This window comes from Bacillus sp. AP50, assembly GCF_040492675.1.
In the GTDB taxonomy this organism is placed as follows: domain Bacteria; phylum Bacillota; class Bacilli; order Bacillales; family Bacillaceae_G; genus Bacillus_A; species Bacillus_A cereus.
This window is the reverse complement of sequence record NZ_JBEUTW010000007.1, coordinates 1-14026: the sequence shown is the minus strand read 5'-3', so window position 1 is coordinate 14026 and position 14026 is coordinate 1. Positions and strand designations below refer to the sequence as shown.

The window sequence follows — 14026 nt, the reverse complement described above, 5'->3', positions numbered from 1 at the left end:
TGGATTATATCGATGAGTATGTTGAATTACGAAATCCTAAGAGAGAACAAGAAAACACTAGAACAGCTACACAAGATGACTTTAATAACTTCTAAGCAAGTGAGGTGATAACATGGCAGGAAGAATTAAGGGAATAACGATAGAAATTGGCGGGGAAACCACCGGTCTTCAAAATGCCTTGAAAGATGTCAATAAAAGAAGTGGTGACCTATCTAAAGAGCTAAAAGATATTGAACGACTCTTGAAATTTAATCCAGGTAATGTGGAGGCACTAGCGCAAAAACAACAATTGCTTACTCAACAAATTGAAAATACAACGAAGAAGTTAGATAGCTTAAAGGCTGCTCAACAGCAAGTACAAGCACAATTTGAAAGTGGCGCGATTAATGAAGAGCAATATCGAGCATTTAGGCGTGAAATTGAATTTACAGAAGGGCAACTTAATGGATTCAAAAACAGTCTTGCAGGATTAAAGGCTGAGCAAGAAAAAGCAGCAAGTTCAACAAGACAATTAGAGACATTATTTAGCGCCACAGGACAGAGTGTTGATGATTTTGCGGATGCATTAGGGAATCGTCTTGTAAATGCAATTAAAAACGGCACGGCATCAAGTAGGCAGTTAGAACAAGCTATTGAAATTGTCGGAAGAGAAGCACTGGGAGCCGAAGTAGATATTGGCAGATTACAACAGGCTCTTCTTTCTGTTGGTGATGGTAATTCTATTCAAAACATTAGAAATGATTTAAATCAGCTCTCTCAAGAGGCAGAAGAAGCGGGCGAAAGCGTTAAAGGATTAGGCATTGAGTTAGAAAACGTAGTAGCTGGAATAGGCGCTGGTCTAGGACTTAAAGAAGTGGTCGAACAGGCTCTAGACATGTCAGAATTAAAAACAAAAATCGATATTACCTTCGACGTTCCCGAATCATCAAAGAGATCTGTGGAGGATGCAGTCAGAACTGTTACAGCCTATGGTGGTGATGCTGAGGAAGCGTTGGAAGGTGTTCGAAGACAATGGTCATTGAATAAAGATGCTTCTGACGCAGCAAATACGGAAATTATAAAGGGAGCAGCCAGTATAGCTAGTTCCTATTCGCAAATTGATTTTACAGAATTAATACAAGAAACTAATGAAATCGGTAGCGAATTAAATATTTCGAATAAAGAAGCACTAGGGTTAGTTAATTCACTCTTAAAAATCGGATTCCCTCCTGAGCAGCTTGATATTATCGCTGAGTATGGTGCTCAACTAAGAAGAGTTGGTTATACAGCGCAGGAAGTACAAAGCATTATGGCAAGTGCGGCAAAGGAAAAATCTTGGAATATAGATAACTTATTGGACGGATTAAAAGAGGGGCGTGTTCGCTCTGTTGAAATGGCGCGTGGATTAAGCAATTCTATGAAGGATGCTGTCCGTGATGCTGTAGGCGACACTGAAAAAATGTCTGATGCACAGATTTCAGCGATGCAAAAGGGATTTGCTAAACAAGAATCTGCACTTGCAAACTCATTTAGTAATCAAGAAAAGGCACTTTCTAAAAGTCATAGTCAAAGACAAAACGCATTAGCTAAAAGTCTTGATGTTGAATACAATGCAGTTTCTAAAAGTTATGAAAATCAACAAAAGAATTTAGAGAAGAAACTTAGTGCCCAATATGATGCAGCATCAAAAAATTATGATAGACAACAAAAAGCGCTTGAGAAATCACTCGAAGCGGAAGTTAAAGCATTTGAAAAGTCTTCTGAACAGAAATTAAAGCTCATCGATAAAGAATACATGGAACGTATGAAATTAATTGATGAGGAAAAATATAATCGTCTTAAATCGGTAGACGATCAAATTAATTCTTTAGATGCGAAAACAGCAGCTGAAGATAAATATTTTAAAGATCGTGAGAATGCTGAAAAACGTGCTGATTTAAAAGTTAAAATAAGTAAAGCGAAAAATGAAGAAGAACGACAGGCGGCAATTAAATCATTACAAGAGCTTGAAGAAAAAATGCGTTTGGATAAGATACGTGAAGAACGTAAAAGCCAAATTGATAGATTGAAAGAGGAAAAAGACGGAATAAAGGAAGCGTCTGATGCGAAAAAAGAGGCGCTGAAATCAGAGATTGATAGTCGTAAAGAACAAGTTAAAGAGCAAATAAACAATGAGAAGGAAGCTTTAAAAGAACGACAACAAGAACAAAAAGAAGCTTTTCAGCAAAGTAAGCAAGAAAACTTAAAGGCTATTAGCGAATCAAATAAAGCACAACTCGATTCATTAAGAGAAGTCAATCAAGCGAACTTATCGTCCTTAAAAGAAAGTCAGAATAACCGCAAACAAGCGTTGAGTGAACGTTTAAGTGATGAAATGGACGCTGTTCGTGAATCGCATAGAGCTGAATTAGAGTCTTTCAAAGAAATGAATGCACAGAAATTAGAACTTGCAAAAAATCCGCCAGATAGCGCAGCAGTACAAGAAATATTTGCTCAATTAGAAGGATGGGGTAAAGCAATAGCTAAAGGCGGAGAAGAAGGTAAACAAGCATTTGTGGATATGGTTAAATGGCTAGATCAAATCCAGGATGCTGATTTGAAAGAAGCAATTGGTGTAGAGCTTTTCGGTAGATGATAAATTGTGCCGAAGTAAAATCGCGGTATAAAGCAAAGAGGGTGCGAATCCTAATTTGAACCGAAGGCTATGCAAAGTATAGTCAGGGGCAGAGCATAGAGGGTGAAAAGATATAATCCCTCCACGAGACCGCGACACTTTATAAGTGAAAACGTATGCCGATCTTACAGGAAATGAACTGTAAGAAGTAGAGGATAAAAAGCCTTTACGATAACAAAATGACAATGTGGGAAGATCAAGGTCAAAAAATCATAAATACGATTTTACAAACCGAACAAAAACAAGCTGACTTAAAACAAGGCATAGATGATTTACAACAGTCCGTAAGTAAAACGGATGCATCACCAATGGTCAAGTTAAAAGAAGCTATGAACGATTTAAAAGAAGCTCTTGAGCCTGTGTTACTTGTGGTGGCTGATGTTGTTTCTAAGGTAGCTGAATTCATTTCAGCTCATCCAGTGTTAGCGGCAGCTATTACAGCTATAACAGTTGCAATCGGTATACTAGTTGGTATTTGCGCAGCTCTCGCCCCAGTAATATTCTTAGCCACATCAGGTGCTATAACCTTCGCGGGTGTTATGGCTGTTTTAACAAGCCCGATTGCTTTGGTGGTTGCAGCTATCGCTGGATTAATTGCTATTTGGGTATTATTCGGTGATAAAATCATGGCCATATACAACGAATATTTCAAGCCGACGATAGATCAAATCGTAGCTATAATCACTGAAACACTGCAACCAGTGTTTGACAAGGGATTCACAATTATAAAAGATATTGTTAAAGATGCATTTGATATTATCAAACGTGTTTGGGAAGAAATACTCTCGCCTGTTTTTTCAAAAATTTCATCATTTATAGAAAATGTCTTGTTACCAGCTTTTAAATTTGTATTTAGTGCTATTGGTAGTGTTGTATCAGATGCATTTGATGGAATAAAAGTTGTGTGGGATACGGTTTTAAAACCAATTTTAAATGGAATTATTGATTTCATTTCTGGTGCTTTTTCTGGAGACTGGGATAAAGCTTGGAAAGGAATTGTGAAAATTTTTGATGGAGTTTTCAATGGAATAGAATTAGCGGCAAAAGCGCCAATAAATGCCGTTATTTCAATGATTAATGCATTGATCGAGGGTATTAACAGTATAGATATGCCTGACTGGGTTCCGTTTGTCGGTGGTGGGAAAACTCATATCCCTACAATCCCAATGTTAGCGACAGGTGGACATGTTCTAGGGGATGGATCGTTTATTGCTGGTGAAGCTGGGCCAGAGTTATTTACTAAAAGAGGTAATCGTGTATCTGTTACACCTTTATCTTCAAATGAAAAATCACTTGGTATTACAGGTACTATGAGCCGATTAATTGGCGATATGAGTTACTCAATGGCTAATTCTATGAAAGAGCTATCTGGCTTAAAAAGTGTCATGAGTAATGTATATGGCAGTCTAGCTAACAGTTCAGAAGCGATGAGCAGAAATGCTAGTCAAAGAACTGGGGATGGCAATTCTTCTTCAAATGCTAATAAATCAGATTCATATAACTTTGCTGATATGTTTAGAGGTTCAACATTCGTAATTAGAGAAGAAGCGGATGTACAAAAATTAGCAGTAGAACTAGGGAAATATGTGAAGGCATCAGGAAGAAGGGTGGGACAACTGTGAGTTTAACAATAGATGGAAAACCTTTAAAACAATTAGGATTAGCGCTTTTACCAGGATTCCAACATCCCGCAGCTCCACCAATTCGCGACTATACTGTTTCTATTCCTGGTCGCCCTGGCGCTTATTATTTTGGTTCAGACATAGACCCTTTAGAGTTTAGCTTACCTTTAATTATTAAACCGAAAGAAAATAGATTTGAATTGGCGGCAGCTATCAGAAATACGGTAGCTACATTTATTGATCCTTATGGTAAACCGAAAGAAGTAAAACTGATTTACGATTATGAGCCTGATAAATATTATCTAGTTAGATATAGCGGCTCGCTTCCGATTGATCGCTACTTTAGGATGGGTAAATTTGAATTACCTTTGATAGCTTACAATCCGTATGCATATTCCATTGTAGAGAGCACAAAGGATGCGCTTTGGGGAGATGATATCCCATTTATGTCTGATATCCCTCTCGGTGGTAGTGGTGCTTCTTATGTAGTCACAACTCCACAGAGTTTAAATATAGATAACTTAGGTTCTCTAGTTATACGGCCGATTGTGGAAATATCCGGAAGTGCGACATCATTAACTCTCACTATACAAGGTGAGAGTTTTTCTATTGGAACTTTTACAAACTCCACAATTTTAATAGATGCAGAACGATATGCCGCAATAAAGAATGGACAAAATTTCTTGTTCCAACTCCAAGGCGATTTAGAAAAATTAGAACTGATGCCAGGCGCTAATGCAATAAATATAGGCGGTTCAAACCTAAATATCAACATTGCATTTAAGTACCGTGCTAAATATAAATAGGTGGTGAAGGAAATGGCTGATGCGCCTAAATTATTACCAACAGACTCCCTTAGAGTGGGTTATCCAAAAATTAATCAATCAATAGAAAATGCGAATGAAGCATTAAGAAGATATACAGAAATAGACTACCAACGTAGCACTTTAAGTGCTGGTCTTATAGGGTCTAATCGAGCCTGGGAAAAAACCGCATTAGTGACGTCGATTTCCGGTATGACAGCAAAGTTTGAAAATAATATTGAACAATCTTATGGGAAAAAGTTATTAACCTTAACTGTTACTAATACAGCGAATTTCAAGCAATTAATCAATCCTGGAGTGCCAGAACAGGCAGCTTTAGGTGTTTCAATCCCGTCGTATTACCAAAGATATAAAAAAATCTCAATGGCTCTTAACTATAAAATTATTAAAGCGCCTGGAACACGACAAATAAGCGTAGCAGTCGCTATTCAATATACGGACGGAACGAGTACTAACGTATTAATTCCATTAAAGGCCGATAGTAGTGAGTACGCTGAAATCTTTGAACAAAGTTTTGATAATAAAAAATCTATATCTAATGTGTATTACTATGTGTCCGGCGGGGATATTGGCGATATTATCAAAATTTCTTACGTTTCTTATTGGTTCGGAAACACGAACGATAATCCATTTGATCGAGAATTATTACAAAGTAGAATTGATGATAGTGTAGACATTGTATCTAACAAGATAGGACGGGAGAATTGGTTTACAGAAGCTAAAAATATTATCACGAATAAACCTGTTACCAATACGAATGTTCAAGTATCAACCGATTTTAAAATAAACGGAGTAAAATCATTAGCTACTTTAAACGCTCAAAAAACTCCATTTTGGTTAGAGATGGAATGTGTAAGTTCCAATGCAACACCTATTATACAAATCCCGATACATGAATTGATAAAAAAGCTTAGGTCTTTAAAATCAAAAGGGTTTATTCTTCCTAAAGCGAACGTAAGATTACAAATTAATTTTGATTATGTTACAGCGCATGTATTGACAATGCAACTTTTGTCTAAAAAGACAGATAATACATTTTATTATTTTACTCCTACAACTTTTATTAAACAGAACGGGAAAGAAACAGCTATTATTGAGATTTCGAATGACATCGATAGTATCATAGATACACTTCAAGATTGGTTAGTTGTATATGTTGTTTTTAAGACAAATATAAATGCAAATAAAATCAACTTAGGTTGGGTTGATGTATGGTTCGATGATGATAAACATATTTTACAAGAAGAATATATTGAAGGGAAAGAAATCAAGCCTGGCACACTAACAGAAGCTGCAATTGATTCTGCGTTCTTTAAAAAAGTTAATAAGCCAGCAATCGAATCCTATAACTGGTGTTCTTATGTACCTGATTTTGTGTATAAAGGAATTTCGCCGAGCGGTGATTTTATTTCACCAAGTGCTAATTTCAGTTATTTAGGAGTTGCTCAATTACCTGGTGTTAAGAATTCAAGGGGAACAGAGTATTGGATTGATTGGAAAGGCGTAACGAGTGTAGCAACTCCGTTTGGATTTATAAAATCGAAAGAGTTGATCGAGTCGTTGGTAGCGGCCGAAGGAAAGGGAAAAAAGATACCGAAAGTGAACTTTGAAGTTGAAATACATCTCCCTTATGATGAATCACATAATGTCGAGATTCAAGGGATTGGAGATAGGGACTCAGGCTGGTTCTATTTTACTAATCAAACTATGATCAAACCATTCGGACCATATACAATGAAAGCTTCTGGAACAATGGAAATCGGAACAAATTCATGGACAACAATTAAGAGCTGGATCGGTTTGTATTTTATATTTAAACAATCTCTTCAAGACAAACATGTTTATTTTGGAGATTTCTCGATATGGGTTGAAGATGATGAAAAACATACCTTTTTACCTGAATTTATCGACGGAAAAACGATTGTGAAAGAGTCAATCTCGAAAGATAAATTAGACCAATCTCTTCAAGATAAATTAACATCATTAATTACAGTTAAAAATACTTTAGTCAATCCTAAGAAAGTAGCATTTGTAGGAGATAGTGTAACATGGGGAGATGGATATTTATCAGATGGGTATGTAAAAGTATTGGATCAGCTAATTCGAGTAAATCAAGGTCAAATCCTTTTATCTGATAGTAACGACGTGATTTGTGAAGGCACGAATTCATTCATTTCTAACAAAAAGTTTTACAATGAAAAAGCAGTTAAAATTTCTGGTGCGAATTCGAGTGTGAAATTCACACTAAAATCTAATGAAGTGCATATTTGCCAAGCGATTGAGAGAGGATTAGGTAATACTATTTTAGACGTTTATGTAGATGGGGTCTTGTTCGATACGATTGAAAATAAAAACAGAAGACCAAGCGGAACTGAAACAAAAACATTCGCTGGTGATGGCGCAAAAGTGAAATTTGATTTAGGAAGGGCTTTTACTTACAACCACGCAGTAACTGTCGATGGAGTAGCAAAAGTCGGAGGATTAAATACACAAGGGTACGGCGGTACGTTCCCTGTTGGTTCTGACTATATGGTCATTAAACAAAACGTTACGAATGCAGATGGAGATGATGAAATCCATCACATTTTATGGTTCAAAATTGCTCCTGCTAACGGAGCCAATATATCAGTAACGCAAAAATATGGAGAAAGCATTTCATATACTCGATCACATATAGGTGAAAACGGAGCTCTATTTTATGATGGTTTGGAAAGTGCTTACGGTGATGGTACTACTTCATTTGACCCAGCAAATCCAAGCACTTTATCAAGTGGACTTGATTTTAGATATGTTGATTCGGAAAGCTTTATCTCTTATAAATTCAGCTCTGTTGATACTAGACAATTTGAAATTAAAGTAAGAGGGCTTGCCCCTGAAGCTACTGGGACACCTTATTTTATTCTTAACTTTGTGACGGATTTCCGCTTTGAGTACATGAACGCAGGGATTGGAGGTTATACGTACGCATTATTTGATAAAGATACTAGTTTAACCTCATATCGAAAATTCATGGAGTATGAGCCTGACTTTATCACAATTCTTCTAGGTACGAATGATGATTGGAATACAGCTACCTATCCGGTCACTCAAAACAAAGTGATAACAGCTTCTGAGCTAACAAACAGTAGTTATTATGGATACGGAAATGTTACGAATGCTGGTAATGGGAACTATAACGTAGCTGATCGATGGGTTGATACTAATCGCATTACAAAATATACGGTTAAATTAGCCGATACAGTTACAGTGGGAACCATTGCTAAAGGCGACATTTTAATTGTTAATAAGTGGACAAACGACGAGAGATATTGCCAAGTGAGATTGGTAGATTCTTACGATGTTGCCACAAAAACGATAAAATTTTCAACGCCTCTAAATATAGATGCTTTGCCTGATAGCTCTAAGGTAATGATTAAAAGTATAAGCCAATATAAAACAAACCTTATGTCAGTTCTTACTAAAGTACAAACATATAACCCAAAAATACCTGTTCATTTAGTTGGGATGGGTGTTCCAAACATGAATCATCGTCAATTGTTAGGATATCGAGAAACAATAAGGAATATTGCGAACAGTCAAAGTTGGGATTTCATTGATTTATATACAGAAACATCTCGTTATTTAGCAACCAATAAAAGAGATAAAGTGTATACAATTACTTCAACGGGTGCTAAAACGTATCTAGTTGATAACAACCTGAACCCTTTACTACGAAATGTCAGAGTGACAGTAGATGGTAAACAAATGAATGTCGGTAAAGATGTCTTCGTTACTGGCGGTTATGGCTATTACTATAATAGCGATCTTACTCATGGTTATGCCACAAGGCCAACAAATATCAGTTTTGTTAATCCTCCTGTGAGTGGTGCGGTCATAAAAATTGAAGGTACAACAGCAACTTGGAGCTCTGACTACACTCATATGTCTAACGATGCTGGTAAGTATATTTATGGTGAGGGTATATATAAATCAATAAAGAAACATTTTTAAAAAGCAGGTGATACATTGCTAAAACTCTACAACAAACAAATGCAGCTCAAGGCATATCTTGAGAATGCATATAATATAAAGTACAACCCGCCACTCAATGAACTTTGGACGGCGGGTTTTTCATTGCCATTTACTGATCCGAAACGAGAAGAAATCGAAACGTTTGACTATGTGGAGATATTCGATAACGGTAAGCGTATTGGCATGTTCCGTATTATGGACAGTGATGAAGAAAGGGAAGTACATGAAAAAATAATAACGTATGACTGCGAGCACGTTTTATCCACACTAATGGATAGCGTGCTTTTTGGTTATCACGAAAGAATTAACTTAAGTACAAGGGAGAATATCGAGTATCTTCTCGGCAAACAAAGAATAAAGCATTGGAAACTTGGTCGATGTGATTTTACAAAGTATTTCTCATACAGTTGGGAAAATGAGGATACCTTATTAGGCCCAATCTATAGCATTCCGAAGCCGTTTGATGAGAAATTCCAATGGACATGGGACGATTCCTCCTATCCTTGGACATTAAACATTGTCCGATATTCCGAAGAAATTACGGGTGAACTTCGATATAGAAAGAATATGAAGGGGATTAAACGAAAAGTAGAAGCTAAGGATGTCATGACAAGGATTTACCCGCTTGGTTATGGTGAGGGAGTTAATCAGCTAACAATCAAAAGTGTTAACAATGGTCTCCCTTATATAGATGCTCCTGATTTTGTTAGAGAGTTGCATGATGGATTTGATTATATTTGGGTGGATAGACGATTTGAAGATGCACAATCGCTTTATGCCTCCGCTAGATCAATGTTGCTAAAAGCATGCATGCCAAAAGTTACGTATGAAATTGATGCAATTGATTATGAGTTAATTGATCCATACAAAATAGAAAAGTATGAGACTGGCAAGCTAGTACGCTTATATGATGAGGATTTTAATATATTTGTTGATTTACGGGTGATGGACCGTCAAAAAGATGATGTCACTGGAAATCCACTTGAGGTAAAGCTTGTGTTAGAAAATAAGGTAACTGATATAGGAACAATACAAGCTGATATCGAAAAACGCCAAAAAGTTAATGAAGTGTATTCTCAAGGAACAACGAATATCGACAGTCGCGATTTCCAAGATAATTGTGACCCTGAACATCCAGCTATTATTAGGTTTCAAATACCCAATGATGTAAAAAATGTAAATGAATTGTTACTAACATTTGAGATATTAAGATTTAGAGCATTTGAACGTGCTATTAAAGGTGGCGGTGCTGTTGTAGGTTCAACAAGTGCTGGTGGAGCAACAGTTGGTTCAACTCAAGCGGGTGGCGCTAATGTAAGTTCCACAACCTCAGGAGGTGCGACTGTTGGTTCAACGAGTGCTGGCGGTGGTACTGTGAGGGCATCAAGTGGCGGAGGAGATCATGTTCATAAGATGTTTCATGGTGGCGGAATTGTTCCTGCTGAGCCTGTAACAATAGGATTGTATACAGCTTTTTCTGACCCAGGAAGAAATACAGCAGCTTCATTTTATGCAAAAGGAACTGGATCTAGTTTCTATACACACGGTTCTAGCGGTGATCATACACATGATATTACATTGCCAGATCATAGCCACAGTATCAGTATACCTAATCATAATCATAGTATAAGTATTCCTAACCATACGCACGACATCAGCATTCCAAATCATACACACGATATTACATTGCCGGATCATACACATGAAATTGAGTTCGGTATTTTTGAGTTATATCAAACCCCATCAAAAGTGACAATTGAAGTAGATGGAAATACATTACCGTTTGATTCGATAAGGGGACAAGATATTAATTTGATCCCTTATTTAGCAAAGGATTCCGACGGGAAACTTCAGCGTGGCCGTTATGTTGAAATTAAAATTACACCAAATAGTTTAGCTAGAATAAACGCTACTGTTACAGGACGCTTGTTTATTCAGTCCAGAAGTGGCGGTACGTATTAAGATAAATGATTAAAAATAGAGAAGGAGATTGATAACATATGCAAATAATCGAAATTCATACACAAGGCGGATTGAAACATACAGTACAAGCCGAAAAATACGATGCACAGGTGCTAAACGAACAATTAAATAGTAATGACCTAATCACTGTGCTTATCGGTGATTTTATTATTCAACGAATTGATGTAAAACGTATCTTACCAATCAATTTACCTACTGTAGAAGGTACTAAGAAGCTAAAGGTTCATACAAATGGTGGAAAAGAAATTGAAATTGTAACAAATGATTATGATCCAATCTACTTAAATGAACAGTTGAACAATAGTAATACCATTACAGTCGTAATTGGTGACTACATCTTCTCTCGAATCGATGTAAAACAAGTCGTTTCTGTAAAAGAAGAACCAAAAGAGCCGGAACTACCACCAGTAACAGAACCAGAGAAACCAACAGCCCCGGTTGAACCGCCAAAAACTGAAGAACCATCAGAAGGAACGGGTGAAGAAACGGAACCTACAGAGCAGAAATAATCTGTTCTTTTTATTTTATCAGGAGGTGCTGATTATATTGAAACGAATTGTAGATCCTGTAATTTACGATAAACACGTTAGTTCAGATAATAAGAACCTAGTTAGGGACTTCCTGATTGAAAAGAAAGCACAAGGAAAAGCAAAGAGCACTTTGAAGCAATATCAGTGGGACCTAAGAATCATAATGTATTTGCTTTATCAGCATTTTGATAATAAAAGAATTACAGAACTAACAAGAAAAGATATTCGTAATCTCTGTATTGTATTTCAAGAAATGGACATGTCTAATGCTCGTGTAAATGGATTGATGAGTGCATTACGGTCCACACTAGAGTTTTGTGCAGATGACGACGATTATGATTATGAATTTAATATTGGTTCTAGGGTAAAAGGTTTGCCGAAAAATCCAGTTAGAGAAATAACATTTTTAAAAGAGGAACAGATTGAATGGTTACTAGATGAACTGGATAAAAAGGACCAGACACTTATCGCAGTGTATCTTGGGATTTCTTATTACAGTGCAGCAAGAAAGAATGAAGTGCACCAGGTATTAAAAGACGGACTGGCTGAACGATATTATACAAATACTGTTATTGGAAAAAGAAGCAAGAAATTTAGATTGTATTACAACGAACGTACTAGATTGTTAATTTCGAAGTACCTTGAAGATAGAGGAGAAGATAATATTAATCAGCTATTTGTAAAGAAATATATCAATGGTGAAAAGAGAGTGGTTAATAAAAGTACTTTCAATTACTGGTGTGAGATTTTATCCGGCATGTTGAGTAATAAGGAAGGTAAAACAATTTCAATTAATCCTCATGCTTTCCGTCATTCAAGGCTTGATAATCTTCGTGAACAAGGCATCCCACTCGAAAAATTAAAGTCACTTGCTAATCACAGTGATGTATCAACAACTGAATCTTACCTATCTGATCGTAGCGAGAATGATATTGCAGATATATTCGGTATGGACGTTAGTTGTTTTAAGTAGGGACACAAAGGTGTCTTTTTTTATTACGTACAAGGAGGTGAACAATTGGAGCGAGTTTATGATATTTTCAGAAGTCTTAACATAATCGATATTTTTAATACAGCACAATTTAAAGCTGCTTCATTTGTAAGTGGCGGAGTAGGGACAATCTTAAGTCTAGTGTATGGTAAAACCAACTTAATTTGGATATTCATTTTGATGATGGTTGTTGCACTCGATTGGATAACAGGCAGTAAAGCTTCAAAGTTAGATGGATCATATTCATCAGCATATGGAGTAGAAGGCATCGCGCGTACCGTGGTGCTTTTTTTGTTGCCATGTTTAGCTCATATGTTTGATATCGCATTTAAATTACCAGATTTCTTTTTCTTTATGGTAACTGGCGGTTTAACATATCACATTTTCAACAGTTTCACTGCTAATTGCGTTCGTGTCGGCTGGGACAAATGGATTCCAACATGGTTACTGGAAAGCGTGGCAAGTGAAATTGAAGCGAAAATAAAACGTTCTGATACAAGGAAACGGAGGAAATAACGATGCAAGAGAAATTTAAGAATTATGGATTGTGGGTAGCGTTGTTCGCACTGTTAGGGATGGTATTAATGGATACTGTCCCTCATTTTAATTTAGGAAGGTATCAAGAATATGTAGATATGATTCTATACATTTTGATTGCTGCAGGTGTTGTATCTAACCCTACAGCAGGTAAATGGTTTGCGGACAAACGAAACAAAGGAGCTGATAAATAATGGGTTATATTGTTGATATGTCTAAGTGGAATGGCAGTCCTGATTGGGATACAGCAGCAAAACATCTAGATTTTGTTATTGCTCGAGTACAAGACGGTTCTAACTATGTTGATCCGGTGTACAAATCTTATGTTGCTGCTATGAAAGCTCGAAATATTCCTTTTGGAAACTATGCATTCTGTCGTTTTGTTTCTGAAAATGATGCACGTATAGAAGCTCGTGATTTCTGGAACCGTGGAGACAAGAGTGCGACGGTCTGGGTTGCAGATGTCGAAGTGAAAACAATGAATGATATGAGAACTGGTGCGCAAGCTTTTATTGATGAATTGCGCCGATTAGGTGCTCAAAAAGTCGGTTTATATGTCGGCCATCATATGTATGCTCCATTCGGGATGGCAAATGTGGTTGCTGACTTTGTATGGATTCCACGTTATGGTGGAAAAAGACCAGCTTATCCATGCGACATTTGGCAATACACTGAAACAGGAAATGTACCTGGTATCGGTAAATGTGATTTAAATGAACTAATTGGAAGCAAACCTTTATCATGGTTTACAGAAGTGAATCAACCAGAACAAAACGTTTCAAATGGCGGATATCAATACGTTAAATCTGGCGGGTTCGGCGTCTCATTGGTTCCAGAAGTATTAAATGCTATGGCAGAGCGCGGAACTAAAGGAC

The 14026-nt window shown here is 36.8% G+C and carries 8 protein-coding genes and 2 pseudogenes; all 10 read left to right on the top strand.

Translation table 11 applies throughout. The features are described 5' to 3' along the window. Positions 1-112: 112 nt before the first annotated feature. Positions 113-2608 (top strand): annotated as a pseudogene (locus ABWK52_RS00825) (tape measure protein); the annotation flags it as partial. A 227-nt stretch (positions 2609-2835) separates the two neighbouring features. Then, positions 2836-4275: pseudogene (locus tag ABWK52_RS00820) on the top strand (phage tail protein); the annotation flags it as partial. After that, positions 4272-5081, top strand: a complete 810-nt coding sequence (locus ABWK52_RS00815; protein ID WP_240383996.1) for a phage tail domain-containing protein — start codon at positions 4272-4274, stop codon at positions 5079-5081. The pseudogene ABWK52_RS00820 and the gene ABWK52_RS00815, both read left to right, overlap by 4 nt. 12 nt (positions 5082-5093) lie before the next feature. Then, on the top strand, positions 5094-9089 hold the full coding sequence (locus ABWK52_RS00810; protein WP_353771824.1) for a hypothetical protein: 3996 nt from the start codon (positions 5094-5096) through the stop codon (positions 9087-9089). Positions 9090-9128: 39 nt separating this feature from the next. Then, a complete protein-coding gene (locus ABWK52_RS00805; protein WP_353771859.1) occupies positions 9129-11072 on the top strand; it encodes a phage tail spike protein in 1944 nt (647 codons plus the stop codon). Between the two features lie 38 nt (positions 11073-11110). Then, positions 11111-11602: a hypothetical protein gene (locus ABWK52_RS00800; RefSeq protein WP_353771823.1), complete on the top strand. Its 492-nt coding sequence runs from the start codon at positions 11111-11113 to the stop codon at positions 11600-11602. A gap of 37 nt (positions 11603-11639) precedes the next feature. Further along, positions 11640-12596, top strand: coding sequence for a tyrosine-type recombinase/integrase (locus ABWK52_RS00795; protein ID WP_353771822.1), 957 nt, complete (start codon positions 11640-11642; stop codon positions 12594-12596). 45 nt (positions 12597-12641) lie between these two features. Further along, entirely contained in the window at positions 12642-13130 is a 489-nt protein-coding gene (locus ABWK52_RS00790; protein ID WP_353771821.1) for a phage holin family protein, read from the top strand. Between the two features lie 2 nt (positions 13131-13132). Continuing rightward, positions 13133-13345: a hypothetical protein gene (locus ABWK52_RS00785; RefSeq protein WP_098021089.1), complete on the top strand. Its 213-nt coding sequence runs from the start codon at positions 13133-13135 to the stop codon at positions 13343-13345. After that, the coding region (locus ABWK52_RS00780; RefSeq protein ID WP_353771820.1) for a glycoside hydrolase family 25 protein at positions 13345-14026 on the top strand (682 nt) is incomplete at its 3' end. The genes ABWK52_RS00785 and ABWK52_RS00780, both read left to right, overlap by 1 nt.

Coding starts and splice junctions, on each gene's coding strand:
- ABWK52_RS00800 (WP_353771823.1), top strand. CDS start 11,111: ATGCAAATAATCGAAATTCATACACAAGGCGGATTGAAACATACAGTA.
- ABWK52_RS00810 (WP_353771824.1), top strand. CDS start 5,094: ATGGCTGATGCGCCTAAATTATTACCAACAGACTCCCTTAGAGTGGGT.
- ABWK52_RS00785 (WP_098021089.1), top strand. CDS start 13,133: ATGCAAGAGAAATTTAAGAATTATGGATTGTGGGTAGCGTTGTTCGCA.
- ABWK52_RS00805 (WP_353771859.1), top strand. CDS start 9,129: ATGCAGCTCAAGGCATATCTTGAGAATGCATATAATATAAAGTACAAC.